This is a genomic window from Corynebacterium sp. LK26, assembly GCF_014335085.1.
Taxonomy (GTDB): Bacteria; Actinomycetota; Actinomycetes; order Mycobacteriales; family Mycobacteriaceae; genus Corynebacterium; species Corynebacterium jeikeium_D.
In genome coordinates, this window is sequence record NZ_PDHB01000018.1 from 125,758 (window position 1) to 141,475 (window position 15,718).

The 15,718-nt window shown below is 60.0% G+C and carries 11 protein-coding genes; all 11 read left to right on the top strand.

Translation table 11 applies throughout. The annotated features are described in order from the left end of the window. Window position 1 precedes the first annotated feature (1 nt). The 11 genes from CRD13_RS10185 (at window position 2) to pgeF (ending at window position 15,608) form a co-directional block, all read left to right on the top strand. A complete protein-coding gene (locus tag CRD13_RS10185; RefSeq protein WP_083296885.1) occupies window positions 2–2,083 on the top strand; it encodes a penicillin-binding protein 2 in 2,082 nt (693 codons plus the stop codon). 138 nt (window positions 2,084–2,221) lie between these two features. Continuing rightward, a complete protein-coding gene (locus tag CRD13_RS10190; protein WP_101687501.1) occupies window positions 2,222–3,796 on the top strand; it encodes a UDP-N-acetylmuramoyl-L-alanyl-D-glutamate--2,6-diaminopimelate ligase in 1,575 nt (524 codons plus the stop codon). 132 nt (window positions 3,797–3,928) lie between these two features. Beyond that, a complete protein-coding gene (gene murF / locus CRD13_RS10195) occupies window positions 3,929–5,455 on the top strand; it encodes a UDP-N-acetylmuramoyl-tripeptide--D-alanyl-D-alanine ligase (protein ID WP_070854087.1) in 1,527 nt (508 codons plus the stop codon). Then, complete coding sequence (mraY, locus tag CRD13_RS10200; RefSeq protein WP_016423002.1) at window positions 5,456–6,562, top strand: phospho-N-acetylmuramoyl-pentapeptide-transferase; 1,107 nt, start codon at window positions 5,456–5,458, stop codon at window positions 6,560–6,562. Continuing rightward, window positions 6,559–8,037, top strand: coding sequence for a UDP-N-acetylmuramoyl-L-alanine--D-glutamate ligase (murD, locus tag CRD13_RS10205; RefSeq protein ID WP_049190466.1), 1,479 nt, complete (start codon window positions 6,559–6,561; stop codon window positions 8,035–8,037). Before mraY ends, murD begins: the two co-directional genes overlap by 4 nt. Further along, window positions 8,030–9,838 carry a putative lipid II flippase FtsW gene (gene ftsW, locus CRD13_RS10210; RefSeq protein ID WP_070438843.1) on the top strand — a complete coding sequence of 603 codons (1,809 nt, stop codon included), beginning with the start codon at window positions 8,030–8,032 and terminating at the stop codon, window positions 9,836–9,838. Before murD ends, ftsW begins: the two co-directional genes overlap by 8 nt. Before the next feature lie 4 nt (window positions 9,839–9,842). Continuing rightward, on the top strand, window positions 9,843–11,015 hold the full coding sequence (gene murG / locus CRD13_RS10215) for an undecaprenyldiphospho-muramoylpentapeptide beta-N-acetylglucosaminyltransferase (RefSeq protein WP_070603082.1): 1,173 nt from the start codon (window positions 9,843–9,845) through the stop codon (window positions 11,013–11,015). A 13-nt stretch (window positions 11,016–11,028) separates the two neighbouring features. Next, on the top strand, window positions 11,029–12,522 hold the full coding sequence (murC, locus tag CRD13_RS10220; RefSeq protein ID WP_049170265.1) for a UDP-N-acetylmuramate--L-alanine ligase: 1,494 nt from the start codon (window positions 11,029–11,031) through the stop codon (window positions 12,520–12,522). A 4-nt stretch (window positions 12,523–12,526) separates the two neighbouring features. Beyond that, complete coding sequence (locus CRD13_RS10225; RefSeq protein WP_049170266.1) at window positions 12,527–13,303, top strand: cell division protein FtsQ/DivIB; 777 nt, start codon at window positions 12,527–12,529, stop codon at window positions 13,301–13,303. Window positions 13,304–13,571: 268 nt separating this feature from the next. After that, entirely contained in the window at window positions 13,572–14,879 is a 1,308-nt protein-coding gene (ftsZ, locus tag CRD13_RS10230) for a cell division protein FtsZ (RefSeq protein WP_016422996.1), read from the top strand. Between the two features lie 6 nt (window positions 14,880–14,885). Beyond that, window positions 14,886–15,608 (top strand): peptidoglycan editing factor PgeF, encoded by a 723-nt coding sequence (gene pgeF / locus CRD13_RS10235; RefSeq protein WP_070652765.1) that lies wholly within the window; start codon window positions 14,886–14,888, stop codon window positions 15,606–15,608. Window positions 15,609–15,718 lie beyond the last annotated feature (110 nt).

Below are 15,718 nucleotides of genomic sequence, written 5' to 3' on the forward strand. Positions count from 1 at the left end.
CATGATTCGATCTGAAGACGACTACCCCAACCGTGGAGGGGGGTATGACTTCGGCGAACGTGCTTACCGAATTACATCCCGTGAGCGCAGAGACCAAAGTCGAGTTCGGGATGGTCAGCGCAGCCGGAGGCTCGATGCTAATACCAACCGAAGCGTGCCCCCGCGCGAAAAAATGCGCATTAGTAATAAGGACTTCATCCGGCGTCGCAACTGGCTGCAGTTTATAGGCGCTATCGCAGTCGTAGTGCTGGTCTCCCGTTTGGCTTGGGTGCAGCTCGTCGCAGGTCCTGACCTTTCTGCGGCGGCACAGAATCAGCGCACGGTGGAAGTTGTTGATGCAGCTCGGCGCGGTGCGATTCTCGACCGTAATGGAGCTCAGCTTGCCTTCACGATGGAGGCACGCAGTATTACCGTGCACCCGAACACTTTGCGCAAGTGGATTGGGGACGCACATAAGCAGCGCCCGGATGATGTCGCTGCCTACGATGAACGCCTCGAGCAGATCGCCAAGGATTTGCCGAAGCTACTCGACGTGGCCGACATCGACGCGGAGAAGTCGGGAAGCAGTCGCCGTCGTCAAGCGGAACCCGAAACCGAGGAGAACTCGGTGATGAGCGCGCCGTCCCGGGTGAGCTCGAAGGACATTCTAGAGAAGCTGCGCAATGAGGACAGCACCTACGAGGTGCTCGTGCGTAATGTCGATCCGGACAAGGCCGCCGCCATCGTGGAAAAGTATCCGGAACTGGTGGCGGAGCGTCAGGATATTCGCCAGTACCCGAATGGGGCGACGGCGGCTAACGTCATCGGCAAGATTGGCATGGATGGCGTCGGCCAGTTCGGCTTTGAAGCCTCTCGTGATGCCACTTTGCAGGGTATTAACGGTGGCAAGACCATTGATATCGCCTCCAACGGCGTGGCAATCCCGGGATCCACGCGCGATGTTCACGCGGCTGTGGACGGTACGACATACGAGCTGACCCTGGACCTCGACATGCAGTACTTTGTCCAGCAGCAGGTCAACCAGGCGAAGGCCAACTCGGGAGCGAAAGATGCGTCGGCAGTTGTGCTCGACGCGAAGACCGGCGAAGTGCTAGCAATGGCGCAGGCGGACACGGCTAACCCGAATAAGGATATGGGGGCCGAGCTCGAAGAGGGGCGCACTATCGGAAACTCCGCTGTATCGAACCCATTTGAGCCGGGCTCTGTAGCAAAGATCATTACCGCCGCGGCCGCTATCGAAGATGGCAAGACCACACCGGATGAGGTTCTGCAGGTCCCGGGCACGATTGATATGGCGGGTGTCACCGTGCGCGATGCATGGGAGCACGGCACGGAAGCTTTCACGACGACCGGTGTATTCGGCAAGTCCTCCAATGTCGGCACCCTAATGCTGGCAGAGCGTTTGGGTCAGGACCGCTTCGCTGAGATGCTGCATCTCTTCGGGCTGGGGCAGTCCACGGGTATCGAGTTGCCCAGTGAATCGTCCGGCTTTGTGCCACAGCGTCCGCAGTGGTCCGGCGGTACATTTGCGAACCTGCCCATTGGTCAGGGTATGGCCATGACACTGCTGCAGATGACAGGAGTTTTCCAGGCAATCGCCAACGATGGCGAGCGCATCCCGCCGCGTATGATTCGTTCGACAATTTCCCCGGACGGCACGAAGACGGCAACAGAGCGCCCGGAAACAGTGCGTGTGGTTAGCCCGGAGACCGCCCAAACTGTGCGCGCTATGTTTGAAGGCGTTATGCAGTCTGATCCCACGGGGCAGCAGTCGGGTACCGCGGCCGGCAATAGTATTGAGGGATACTCGCTCACAGGCAAGACAGGTACGGCGCAGAAGTTTGACCCCGACACCGGCGCGTACTCGAATTCCAAGTACCACATCACGTTTGCAGGCATCGCGCCTGCCGACGATCCCCGTTTTGTCATTGGCATTATGCTTGACGAACCCCAGCGTGGTGTCCATGGTGACGGCGGTCAGTCAGCAGCCCCACTGTTTAAGGACATCGCCGCTTGGGCGCTTAACCGCTACAACGTACCGCCGTCGCCACCCCGCGAGGGCAAGTTGTTGCTGCAGCCGTAACGAGGTCACCACCACAATGAAGTTACCGCGACAGCACTAATACACAGACTTTTATTACTTTGGTTTCTGCAAAGTGAATCTCTTGAATTTTTCCAACCTGTTGTACACCAACGACTGACTTGAAAGAGGGAACAGCCAATGACCGCCACCCTTGCGAAATTGTGTAACCTCGCGCATGGCCGACTTGACGGCATTACCGAATCCGCGGCGGCAGGAGCGGATATCGCCGCAATCGAACTCAACGCTGCCGAAGTGCCTGAAGGCGGAATGTTTGCTGCCGTCCCAGGTACTCGCACGCATGGTGCGCGCTACGCGCAGCAGTCGGCTGCTACAGCGATCCTGACTGATGAGGAAGGTCTGAAAATCCTGCGGGAAGCAGGGGAGACTCGACCAGTCCTGGTTGTCGACGATGTCCGGGCCGTCATGGGGCACGTTGCTGCAGAAATCTACGATCACCCCTCGGATTCACTGACCATCATTGGGGTTACCGGCACCTCTGGCAAGACCACCACGACCTACATGCTGGAGGGCGCGCTCCTGGCAGCTGGATGCTCGACAGGCATCATTGGTACTACCGGCACGCGCATCAATGGCCGTGCCGTTCCGTCGAGCCTGACTACCCCAGAGGCTCCGGCCCTCCAGCGCCTGTTCCACCAGATGCTCTCCGAAGGTGTGACGCACGTTGTCATGGAGGTTTCTTCTCACGCACTGTCGTTGGGGCGTGTAGACGGAGTCAGTTTCGACGTCGGCTGTTTCCTCAACCTCTCGCAGGATCACCTGGACTTCCACAAGACCTTGGAAGAGTATTTCCAAGCCAAGGCCAAGCTCTTTGATCCCGCAGGTCCGACACATGCACCGAAGGCTGTCGTGTGCATCGACGACGACTGGGGTGTCCGCATGGCAGATATCGCTGCCGGCGACCCGGATGTCCAAGTCACCACTGTCCATACTCAGCATCGCGTAACCGACAAGACGCCAGCTGCCGAGGTCTTTGCAGAATGGCACGCCGCTGCAGCCACTGTCGCCACCAACGGTGTCCAACATGTGGAGCTAACGCGAAACAACACTGACACAGTTGAGGTGGAAGTTCCTCTGCCGGGTGCTTTCAACGTTGCCAATGCCGCAGTCGCATGGGCTGTGCTCGATGCGATTGGGCATGCCAATGACGCGGCCAAGAGCGGCCTGGCGCAGGTGCGTGTGCCAGGCCGCATGGAGCGCATCGACCGCGGACAGGACTTCCTGGCTGTGGTGGACTATGCCCACAAGCCAGCCGCAGTAGCTGAAGTGTTGGCCACCTTGCGTGCACAGACCGAAGGTCGCGTGCTGGTTGTCGTCGGCGCCGGTGGCGACCGCGATAGTGCCAAGCGTCCAATTATGGGAGCCGAGGCTGCATGCGGTGCCGATGTCGTCATCATCACCGATGACAACCCACGCTCCGAGGTGCCCTCTGAAATCCGTGCGGCCGTGGTCGCCGGTGCGAAGGAAGCCGTTGCCAGCGGCAAGGCCAGTTCTGACACGGTTGTTGAGGAAATCGGCGATCGCGGCCAGGCAATTCGCCGTGTCGTCGAGCTCGCCCACAGCGGCGACAGCATCGTGGTGGCAGGCAAGGGACACGAAACCGGCCAGAATATCGGTGGCGTAATTCACCCGTTCGATGACCGTGAACAGCTGGCCGAAGCACTCACACAGCGACTGGAGGGATCCGCTGATTGAGATTGCTGAAATCGCTGAGGAAGCGCACCACCTGACATGCCTACCGCGAACCATTCGCGGTAGGCGAATAAAATCAAGAAATCATCCTTTACTAAGCGCCTGGAACTCTAACCAACAAGGACTATAGACATCATGATTGCCCTGACCGCCGCGGAAATCGCTCACATCGTGGGAGGTGAACTCGCCCACGTCAATGATGACGCCACAGTGACTCAGCCCGCAGAATTCGACTCCCGAAAGATTCGCGAAGGCTCGCTCTTCCTCGCCCTGCCGGGCGCGCGTGTCGACGGCCACGACTTCATCGATCAGGCTGTAGCAGCTGGAGCGCCGATGGCACTGGCGGCACGAGATGTTGGGCAACCTGCGGTCGTCGTCAAGCCTCTTGGTAAGCAGGACTCCAATGCCGACGCATTTGCACACGATCCGGATGGTTCCGGGGCGGCGGTGCTGGAAGCGCTTGGTAAGTTGGCGCGTTACGTCGTCGACGAGCTGAAGAAGGATCAGCTGCATGTCGTCGGTGTGACGGGTTCGGCGGGAAAGACGTCGACGAAGGACATGATGGCGACGCTGCTGCGTACCGACGGTCCGACGGTGGCGCCGAAGGGGTCGTTTAATAACGAAATTGGGCATCCGTACACGGTGCTGCAGTGCACTCCGGAGACGAAGTACCTGGTTGCGGAGATGAGCGCACGCGGAATTGGGCATGTGGCCCACCTGGCGCGCATCGCGCCACCGACGATCGGTGCGGTGCTCAATGTTGGCACGGCGCACCTTGGTGAGTTTGGCTCGCGCGAGGCAATCGCGCAGGCTAAGGGCGAGCTCGTGGAAGCGCTGCCGGCTGCGGAGCAGGGCGGTGTGGCCGTACTCAATGCCGACGATGACTACGTCACTGGCATGGCTCCGCGTACCCAGGCGAAGGTGGTGTTCTTCTCTGCCGATGAGAACTCCGAACGCCACGCAACCGCGGATTACCGCGCCACGAATGTGCAGCTCGATGATTTTGCTCGTGCATCTTTTGACCTGCATGTACCGGATGGGCGTACATTCCCGATCCAACTGCAGGTCTATGGTGCGCACCAAGTGGCCAATGCCCTGGCGGCGATTGCGGTGGCAGTGGAGTCCGGTATTGATGCTGAGCAGGTCGCAAAGGCGATGGCCGCGCATGTGGCAGCGTCAGAGCGGCGCATGGATGTCCAGCAGCTCACTGGCAATATCGTCGTTATTAACGACTCCTACAATGCCAACCCTGATTCGATGCGTGCGGGGATTGACGCTCTGGCACGTACAGCAGCTGGCCCAACGCACCAGGACGCCTCATCGTGGGCGGTGCTTGGACAGATGGGTGAGCTTGGCGATTCCGCTGAAGATGAGCACTCGTCGCTTGGCGAGTACCTTGTGGGCCGCGGCATCGATCGACTAATTGCAGTCGGAGAGAGTTCTAATGTGCATGCCCTGGCCGACAAAGCGGAAGAGTTGGGGTTAAATACTTCTAGGGTGCCGGATACATCCACTGCCGCGGATTTGGTGGCGGCCGAGGTGCGTCCGGACGATGTGGTGTTAGTCAAGGCCTCCTATGCGGACGGTATGTGGCGGGTCGCGGACTCGCTGGCTGCCAAGGTTGGGACTACGCCCGAAGGTGAAAGCGGAGAGGAAAAGTAAGTGATTCAACTTATTCTCAGTGGTGCGATTGCATTTCTGGTGAGTGTCTTTTTAACACCAGTGCTTATTCGCAAATTCTCTGCTGAAGGTCTTGGCCAGGAGATCCGTGAAGAAGGGCCGAAGAGCCACCTGCGCAAGCGGGGAACTCCGACTATGGGCGGCATCGCCATCATCGCCGCAATCGTCGCTGGCTATTTCCTCTCACACCTCGTTACGTATATCCAGACTGGCGTGGGGCCGTCCGCCTCCGGTCTGTTGGTGATGTTCCTTGTTCTGGCGATGGGCGCATTGGGTTTTGCCGATGACTTCATCAAACTCTACAAAGGACGCAACCTGGGGCTGAACAAGACAGCGAAGCTGGTTGGGCAGCTGGCGGCAGCGCTGATTTTCGGCGTGCTGCTGCTGCAGTTCCCGGATGCGTCTGGCTTGACTCCCGGTTCGACGAGCTTGTCGCTGATTCGAGATATTCCGTTCCTGAATCTGGCACCGGGGCCTGTGTGGTTCGGCATGATTGTCTTCCTGGTATTTGTCTTCATCGTCATTGCCGCATGGACGAATGCCGTCAATCTCACTGATGGCCTTGACGGCCTGGCCGCTGGCGCCACCGCACTGCTACTGGCCACCTACACGCTGATTTCCTTCTGGCAGTTCCGTAACTCTTGCGAGGCTTCGCTGGGCAGCGGTTGCTACAACGTCCGCGATCCGCTGGATATCGCCGTTATTTCCGTCGCGGGTCTGGGCGCCTGTTTGGGCTTCCTGTGGTGGAATGCAGCGCCGGCAAAGATCTTCATGGGAGATACCGGTTCGCTGGCTCTTGGCGGTTTGGTAGCGGGTCTGTCATTTGTCACCAAGACTGAGCTGCTGATGGTTATCATTGGCTTCATCTTCGTGATGGAAGTTGCTTCCGTGGCAATCCAGATCGCGGTTTTCCAGACGACTGGCAAGCGCGTATTCCGCATGGCTCCTCTCCATCACCACTTCGAAAACGGAGGTTGGGCGGAGACAACTGTTGTCGTTCGCTTCTGGCTACTCGCAGGCATTTTCAACATGATTGGCGCAGCCATCTTCTACAGTGACTGGCTCTCTCAGGTAGGCGTATTTCAATGATTAACTCACCAGACCCGACCAACCTCACCGATATCCGAAATCTCGACTTAGTCGCTACGGTGCGCTCTGGTCGAGTTCTGGTGGCAGGAGCCGGAGTTTCCGGTCGCGGTGCCATTGCGATGCTCAAGGACATCGGCTGTCCGGAAGTTGTCGTCGTGGACGATTCCGCTCTCGGCGCACTGGTTGCCGCTGACTTTTCGGTTCGGCATGTCACGACCGCAGACGCTCGCGACGAGCTTGCCGACGCGGTTGCGATTGTGACCTCGCCAGGGTGGCGTCCGACCAGTCCGCTGTTCGGCGCCGCCGCTGAGGCCGGTGTCCCGGTATTCGGCGATGTGGCGCTGGCTTTCGCCGGCGACTGTGCCCAGCTGTGGGGGCCGAAACGTACCTGGCTGGTAGTCACCGGCACTAACGGCAAGACCACAACCACCTCCATGCTGGCCGCCATGCTCGGGGAGCAGGGCGCAGCTGTGGGCAACATTGGTGTGGCTCTGTACGACGCACTGACTGCTGAGCCTCGTATCGAGGTCTTGGCCGCAGAGCTGTCCAGCTTCCAGCTGCACTGGGCTCCAAACATTCGCCCAGATGCGGGAGTACTGCTGAACCTGGCGGAAGACCACATCGACTGGCACGGTTCTTACGAAAACTACGGTCTGGACAAGACCCGTGCGCTGCGCGGTACTGTCGCAATCTACGGTGCGGATGACGCAGATGTCGTCGAGCACGTGGAAAAGATGCTGAAAAACGACGAGCTCGGCAACTCCGTCGTGGGCTTTACCGATGGTCCCCCGGAGGCACACCAGGTCGGAGTTCGCGACGGCATGATTGTCGACCGCGCTTTTGGCGGCGGCGATGCCGCAGCTGACGACTCTGGTCCGGGCATTGTCATCGCACCGGTAGCGGGAATTTCTCCTCCCGGCCGGGCAGGTGTTCTCGACGCGGTGGCCGCCACTGCGATGGCGCGCAGTATCGGTACCTCACCGGAGCAAATTGCAGCGGCATTGGAGACTTTCGAAGTTCGCGCACACCGCGGTCAGATTGTCCATAAGGCAAATGATGTCGTGTGGATTGATGACTCCAAGGCCACCAACCCCCACGCTGCCGACGCTGCACTGTCCGGTCATGAGCGTGTCGTTTGGATCGTCGGTGGTCAGCTCAAGGGCGCGGAAATCTCTCCGCTAGTGGCGAAGCATGCTCATCGCCTGCAGGCCGCCGTGGTTCTGGGCGTCGATAGGCAACTAGTCAGCGATGCGCTCTCCCGCATCGCACCTGCTGTGCCGGTCGTTGTCATTGATGACACCGACAAGGTTGATGCCATGGCAAAGGCCTGTATGGCAGCTAGTGAATATGCCAACCCTGGGGATGTGGTGCTGTTGGCACCAGCTGCCGCCAGCTTGGACATGTACTCCGGAATGGCTGAACGTGGCGACTTGTTCGCGCAATGGGCGCAGAAGGTGACGTCAACTGATGGATAACTCCCGCAAGGCTCGTAATTTAAGCGCTAGTGCCGCGACGGCACAAAAGGGGACGAAGGCTACCAGTTCACAGCGGCCCTCGTCGTCTAGCTCTAGTGCTCGAGAGCGGCCGGCGTGGGTGGAGCGTTTTAACGACTGGAAGTCGCGTCCGCTGTTCGACTACCACCTACTGATGATTATCGTCGCGCTGCTGACGTCAATCGGACTGGTGATGGTGCTGTCGGCATCCATGGCCAGCGCGGGTAATGACTCGGGCAGCGTGTGGTCGGTGTTCATCCGTCAGCTGGTCATGGTGGTGGCGGGTCTCATCTCCATGTGGATCGTGCTGCGAATGCGGGTGGAATTGATTCGCTCGCTATCGACAGCAGCGCTGATTTTGTCCTTTGTGCTGCTGGTTTTGGTGATTATCCCTGGTATCGGCATCGGCCTGGAGGAAACCGGTGCGCGTTCGTGGCTGAGTATTGGTGGTATCACCATGCAGCCGTCAGAAATCGCGAAGATCGCGCTGGCACTGTGGGGTTCGAAGCTGCTGGCTGAAAAGGTCCGCACTGCTGTGTCCTATACCGATTTGTTCGGGCTGTTCGGTGCGGTCAGCTTCGTGGTATTGGCACTGGTGATGCTGCAGCGTGACCTCGGCATGGTTGCTTCCATGGCGTTCGTCGTGGTGGCGTTGGCGTGGTTCGCTGGCCTGCCGCGCGTATTCATCACCGGGCTGCTTGCCGCTGCGGCTTTCGCCCTGGTGATTTTTACCGTCACCGCGGGTTTCCGTTCGGCGCGAATCAGGGTCTACTTGGACTCGCTGCTTGGTAACTTCAACGACGTGCAGGGCGATGCCTACCAGTCCTACCAAGGCTTTCTTTCGCTTGCCGACGGCTCTCTCACCGGTGTCGGTCTCGGTCAGTCGAGCGCGAAGTGGGGATACCTACCGGAGGCGAAGAATGACTTCATTTTCGCCATTATCGGTGAGGAGACTGGTTTCCTCGGCGCGCTGATGGTTATTTTGCTCTACGCAGCGCTCGGCTGGGTGGGACTTCGTATCGCCGGTCGTCAGAACGATCCGTTTCTCCGTCTGCTCGCGGGCACGATTACTGCTGCAACCGTGGTGCAGGCTTTCATCAACATCGGCTACGTCGTTGGTGCGTTGCCAGTGACTGGTCTGCAGCTGCCGCTGATTTCCGCCGGTGGTACATCGGCGATGGTGACGTTGTTCTCGATGGGTCTGCTGGCCACATGTGCCCGCCACGAATCGGAGGCAGTCTCTGCAATGCAGACTTCGGGACGTCCGGGGCTGGACAGGTTCCTGGGTATTCCGGAACCAATCCCGTATGACGAATCGCGTCGCCACGCGCCGAAGGTGCGTGCCCATCGCGATCCGCAACGCTTCGGTCCTCCCGTGGTGACCAGTGGAGCGCGTACTCCACGCGGCGAGGGGGCGCAGGTGCGGGAAACCTACAGTGGCCGAGCTGACCGACCCAATCGGCCCGGCCGTAGTGGAGGCAGCCGCAGTGGTCGAGGTGCCGCCCCGCAGCGTGGCTCCCGAACCTCCGGCAGCTCCGGAAACTCGGGCAGCGTTCGTGGCCGCGAAGTGGATTATTCCCCTCGCAGTGACAACGGACGGACGCGGGGATTTACAGCGAGGTCGCCGCGGGCTGGACGGTCACAGGGCTCCTGGTCGTCGTCAAGCTCAGGCCGGGGCAGTAGGATTCGGGGCGAAGGCCGTGGCGGACAGTCGCGTTCGCGCCAGCGCCCGGGCCGAAACAATAGGAACGGCGGTTCAGCACCGCGGAGGAGGAATCGATAACACCATGGCAGACAAGAATCTGGGCGCAGCCGCTGGGGCGAAAGGCGCTTCGGAGTCTGAGCAGTTTCTCAAGGAAGATGGCTCTGCTCCGACCATTGTGGTGGCCGGCGGTGGTACGGCTGGCCATATCGAACCTGCACTGGCAGTAGCGGATGCGATTTTGAAACTGCAGCCGGATGCCCGCGTCATTGCACTCGGTACGAATCGGGGGTTGGAGTCGACCCTCGTACCGGCGCGAGGCTATGACCTGGAGCTGATTCCGCCAGTGCCGGTGCCGCGCAAGCCGACTGCGGATTTGTTCAAGCTGCCTCTCAACGTCGCTCGTGCGGTGCGTGAGACCCGCAAGGTTTTCAAGCGCATTGACGCTGATGCGGTCATCGGCTTTGGTGGCTACGTATCGGCACCGGCCTACATGGCGTGCCGTGCGGGGAAGAAGATTCCGTTCCTGGTTCACGAGGCCAACGCCCGTGCGGGCCTGGCCAATAAGCTCGGTGTCGCACTCGGGGGCGTCGGCTTGGCCGCCGTGACTGGCTCTGGTCTGAAGGCCGAGGTCGTTGGCAATCCCGTGCGTGCCAGTCTCGCGGCGTTGGACCGCGACGCCAAGCGTGCCGAAGCCCGCGAGTTCTTCGGTTTACCGCAGGAGGGACCGGTGCTCTTTGTCACCGGTGGTTCGCAGGGGGCACGTTCCATCAACGAAGCTGTTACCGGTGCAGCCGCAGAGCTCGCCAACGCCGGTGTATCTGTACTGCATGCCTACGGCAAGAAGAATCACGTCGAGGTCGAGTCCATCCGCGAGGACGCCCCCTATGTCGCTGTGCCGTACATCGACCGGATGGATTTGGCGTACTCCGCCGCTGACCTGATTTTGTGCCGTTCCGGTGCGATGACGGTGGCTGAAGTCTCAGCTGTCGGCTTGCCTGCGGTGTATGTACCGCTGCCACACGGAAATGGGGAACAGGCGCTCAACGCCACCGATGTCATCGATGCTGGTGGCGGTATTCTCATCGCCGACGAGTCGCTGACTGCGGCATCAGTTTCGGATATCGTGATTCCGCTGGTCACGTCCCCAGAAAAGCTTGCCGACGGGCGCCGCGCCCTGGCCAACATTGGACATGGTAACGCTGCGGAGAACATCGCCCGTCGGGTGCTGTCTGCGGCTGTGAACTCTAAGAAGTAAAGCGAGCATAAACATGAACGTTAATTTCGATGACTTTCAGCCGGTAACGGGAGAGCTGCCCGCAAGTGTCCACATGATTGGCATTGGCGGTGCCGGTATGTCCGGTATCGCTCGCATCCTGTTGGCGCGTGGCATTCGTGTTACCGGTTCCGATGTCAAGGAGTCCCGCGCGGTGGTGGGACTGCGTGCGATGGGAGCCACCATCGCCATTGGGCATGACCGTGCGAATCTTGAGCTTGCTGGCGAGGGAGAGCTGCCGGACGCAGTGGTCATTTCCTTCGCAGCTATTCCGAAGACGAATCCGGAGCTGGCCGGTGCACATGAGCTGGACATTCCGGTGCTCAAGCGCTCCGATGTGTTAGCGCTGTTGATGCAGGACTCCAAGGCTCTCCTGATCGCCGGTACTCACGGCAAGACCTCGACTACGTCGATGACCGTCGCCGCTTTGCAGGCAGCTGGTTTGGATCCGTCTTTTGCCGTTGGCGGTCTGATGAGCAAGGCCGGTGTCAATGCTCACCAGGGCAGTGGCGATGTCTTTGTTGCTGAGGCCGATGAGTCGGATGCCTCGTTGTTGACCTACCAGCCGGAAGTGGCCGTAATTACCAACATCGAGCCCGATCACCTTGACTTTTTCGGTGACGACGAGACCTACTACGCCGTCTTTGACGCTTTTGCAGAGCGCATTAAGGATGGCGGTCATCTGGTCATCTGTGCTGAGGATCCGCATGCGGCCGCATTGGGCGAGCGCGCGGTGGAGCGCGGCATTAACGTGCTGGCTTATGGTGGGGAAGAAGCCTTGGCTCAACACCCGACGCTGCCGGTCGGTGCCGTTTTGCACGGCTGGACTCCGGTCGGTGGTGGTGCCCGCGTGGAGGCCACTGTTGGCTCGACATCGGTGAGGTTTGAACTTCATCAGCCCGGCCGTCACATGGCGCTCAACGCGCTGGCTGCAATGGTCGGTGGCGACTGCGTCGGGGCAGATTTGGGGCGTATGGCGCGCGGTCTCGGTGAATTCACCGGTGTTCGTCGCCGCTTTGACTACCACGGCAGTATCGGCGAGGGCCCATTTGTTGGCGCTCGTATCTACGACGACTACGCGCATCACCCGACCGAGGTCTCCGCAGTTCTGGGCGCAGCTCGGGAGTTGGTCACCGAGGCCGGTCGTGGCAAGGTCATCGCTGTGTTCCAGCCTCACTTGTACTCGCGTACTCGCAACTTTGCCGAAGAGTTCGCTGCCGCCCTGTCTCTGGCGGACAAGGCCGTATTGCTCGATGTCTTCGGCGCCCGCGAGGAGCCACTGCCGGGCGTCGACGGCGCGCTCATTGCCAACAAAATGACCATCCCTGTGACGTATGAGCCGCATTTCACCAGCGTCCCGGCTCGCGTTCGCGAAATCGCCGAACCGCACGATGTCATTCTGACCATCGGCGCTGGCTCTGTGACGATGCTTGCCGACGAAATCGTGCGCGAGCTCAGCGGAGACAACGACGAACAGGTGGAGTCGTAGCACTGTGAAAACCAGCCGAAAGCAATCTCAGCAGACCGACGGTGCAGGCCGGGGCACAACAGCGTCGCGGCGTCGGCGTTCAGCGCGCGCCCCGCGACGCGGCTGGCTCATCGGCGGTGGCCTGGTCGCGATTATCGCCATCGTTGCAGCGGTGGTGTGGTTTTCGCCGTGGCTGGTTGTGAAAAACATCGATGTTGAGGGCGTCGTCCACGGGGATAAAGACGCGATTGTCGAGGCCAGTGGTATCTCCGAGAATCAAAAGCTCATTCGCTTGGACACGGATGCCTCAGCGCGCTCCGTGGCGGGGCAGCCGTGGGTCGATAGCGTGACGGTCAGTCGTTCGTGGCCGCAGGGCGTGACTATTTCGGTACGGGAATTCACCCCGGTGGTGTTTGTCCGTGCCACTGACGGAGAGCATCTGTTTTCCGCAAATGGTCAGGAGTTCGTCACGGCAGCCCCGCCGGCGGGTGTCATCGAGGTTGTTGATGCACCTCGCGTGGATGAGCCAACAGACGGCAAAGTTGACCCCGAACCGCGCGTTATCAAGGCGGTTTTGAACGTCGTCAAGGCGTTGCCAGAGCCCGTTGCACACCGTGTGGAGCGGATTAGCGCTCCTTCCGAGGCAGAAATCAAGCTATTTCTGACCGATGGATACGAGGTGTACTTCGGGTCCTCGGATAATGCGGCAGAAAAGGCACGCGCGACGGAGATTGTGCTGAACCGTGGCGAGAAGATTTGGAATGTCTCCAACCCCCGACTACCCGCTGCTAAGGGAGAGTAGAGAATGGTGGTGTCTGGAGTGATTTCTGTGGCTAAACACTATCCCTCAAGTGCAGGTTTAAGGTAGCGACACGCGCTAAAAGGTCGCTGAATTATTTGCAGTTTTCGACCACAATGGGGTCAACAGCTTTTCGGCCATGATGCACTTCTTCCGTGCGGTGTCATGGAGAGCTGTACTGCCCGGCGGTGCCAATGCTGTCGTGCGGCCCATGTGCAACGTGGCTAGATGAAATTATTTAGGACCTATAGGAAAGGGCGAGAAACGCGCAATGACCTCCCCGAATAACTACCTCGCCGTTATCAAAGTCGTCGGTGTCGGCGGCGGTGGCGTCAATGCTGTCAACCGCATGATCGAGGAGGGGCTGAAGGGTGTCGAATTTATCGCAGTCAACACCGACTCGCAGGCCCTGATGTTCTCCGACGCTGATGTCAAGCTCGACATCGGGCGTGAGGCAACTCGTGGTCTGGGAGCTGGCGCTAACCCCGAGGTTGGCCGCACTTCTGCGGAAGACCACAAGGATGAGATTGAAGAGACCCTCAAGGGCGCCGATATGGTCTTCGTTACCGCAGGTGAGGGCGGTGGCACCGGTACTGGTGCAGCTCCGGTTGTCGCGAGCATCGCCAAGAAGTCCGGTGCCCTGACCGTCGGCGTGGTAACCAAGCCGTTCGACTTCGAGGGCAAGCGCCGTGCGCGCCAGGCCGCTGAGGGCATTGAAACCCTCAAGGAGGTCTGTGACACCCTTATCACCATTCCGAACCAGCGTCTGCTGCAGATTGGTGAGCAGGATCTGTCCATGATGGACGCGTTCCGCTTTGCCGACGAGATTCTTTACAACGGTGTCCAGGGTATTACTGACCTGATTACCATTCCGGGCATGATTAACGTCGACTTCGCCGACGTCCGCTCGGTAATGGCTGAGGCTGGCTCGGCTCTGATGGGCGTTGGCTCCGCACGCGGCGACGACCGTGTGATGAATGCCGCGACTCAGGCCATTAACTCCCCGCTGCTGGAGTCCACCATGGATGGTGCACAGGGTGTGCTTATTTCCGTCGCCGGTGGCTCCGATCTCGGCCTGATGGAGGTCAACGCCGCCGCGTCCATCGTGGAGGAAAAGGCTGATCCGGATGCCAACATCATCTTCGGTACCATTATCGACGACAACCTCGGTGACGAAGTTCGCGTCACTGTGATTGCTACCGGTTTTGAGCAGGGTAACGGCAACCCGCTGGACAAGCCAGCTGCAGGTGCCGCTGCACGTCCGGCTGCACAGGATGCCGAGGCGCGTCCGGCCGCTGAGCAGGCACCGCGACAGGGCAGCGCACTGCCGGGCGGTGACAACCTCGGCGCTCCGGCCCCGCGTGTGGAGGAAGAGCGCCCGGTCGCACAGCCGCGCGAGCGTGAGGATCGCGACCGCTTTGTCCCGCGCACCAACCCGAACAGCGGTGGTCTGTTCACCGATAACCCGACACCGCGTACGCAGGAAAACCGCAACTACCGTGGTGCTCACCGCGATGACCGCGACGACCGTCGTGGCGGCTACCAGGCTTCCAGTGACCTGCCGGAGTGGGGCTTCTAAGAAATCATGACTGAATCCCGCCGCAGCCGAAAAATTCTGACGAATCGGCGCGGCGGGTTTTCGCTGCCACCATATGATTCCTTCAATCTTGGAGATCATGTCGGCGATGACCCGTCCGCAGTCGAACGCAACCGCCAGCGCTTGGCCGATTCTCTGGGAATCGACCGTGCCCGCTTCGTCTATATGGAGCAGCTTCACACCAACACGGTCACCGTCGTCAACGAACCACAAACTGAGCCTGTCCCGGCTACCGACGCCATCGTCACGACCACGCCGGGTCTCGCGCTGGTAGTACTCGTTGCCGATTGCGTTCCCGTCTTGCTTTCCGACGATCATGCGGGTGTCGCCGCTGCGGTACACGCAGGGCGGACCGGCGCCCGCAACGGAATCGTTCGTAAATCTGTCGAGAAGATGATTGAGCTCGGTGCCACGCCCGAGAATATCCATGCGCTTCTCGGTGCGGCAGCTTCTGGCCACAATTACGAGGTGCCTGAGTCGATGGCCGATGACGTCGATAAGCATTTACCCGGAGCGAAGACGCGAACGAAGCAGGGGACTGCCGGTGTCGACGTGCGCGCCGGCCTGATGCGTCAGCTCTATGACCTCGGTGTACGGCATGTCAATGTCGAGCCCAGCTGCACTATTGAAAATGAGCAGTACTTTTCCTACCGGCGGGAGGGGAAGACTGGCCGTCAGGCGGGCATCGTAATCCTGCCCGAGCAGGGCTAAGTTTCAAAGTTGTAATTTTGGCGCGCCAAATTTGCGCGTGTCTATGTGATATTGCTGACCCAGCCGGTAGGTTGTGGGTAGCACAGACTTAAATTCGCACACTAAGAAGG

What these genes read in the sequence shown, in the direction of transcription:
- CRD13_RS10185 (WP_083296885.1), top strand. Translation starts at nt 2, where the DNA reads ATGATTCGATCTGAAGACGACTACCCCAACCGTGGAGGGGGGTATGAC.
- CRD13_RS10190 (WP_101687501.1), top strand. Translation starts at nt 2,222, where the DNA reads ATGACCGCCACCCTTGCGAAATTGTGTAACCTCGCGCATGGCCGACTT.
- murF (WP_070854087.1), top strand. Translation starts at nt 3,929, where the DNA reads ATGATTGCCCTGACCGCCGCGGAAATCGCTCACATCGTGGGAGGTGAA.
- murD (WP_049190466.1), top strand. Translation starts at nt 6,559, where the DNA reads ATGATTAACTCACCAGACCCGACCAACCTCACCGATATCCGAAATCTC.
- ftsW (WP_070438843.1), top strand. Translation starts at nt 8,030, where the DNA reads ATGGATAACTCCCGCAAGGCTCGTAATTTAAGCGCTAGTGCCGCGACG.
- murG (WP_070603082.1), top strand. Translation starts at nt 9,843, where the DNA reads ATGGCAGACAAGAATCTGGGCGCAGCCGCTGGGGCGAAAGGCGCTTCG.
- murC (WP_049170265.1), top strand. Translation starts at nt 11,029, where the DNA reads ATGAACGTTAATTTCGATGACTTTCAGCCGGTAACGGGAGAGCTGCCC.
- ftsZ (WP_016422996.1), top strand. Translation starts at nt 13,572, where the DNA reads ATGACCTCCCCGAATAACTACCTCGCCGTTATCAAAGTCGTCGGTGTC.
- pgeF (WP_070652765.1), top strand. Translation starts at nt 14,886, where the DNA reads ATGACTGAATCCCGCCGCAGCCGAAAAATTCTGACGAATCGGCGCGGC.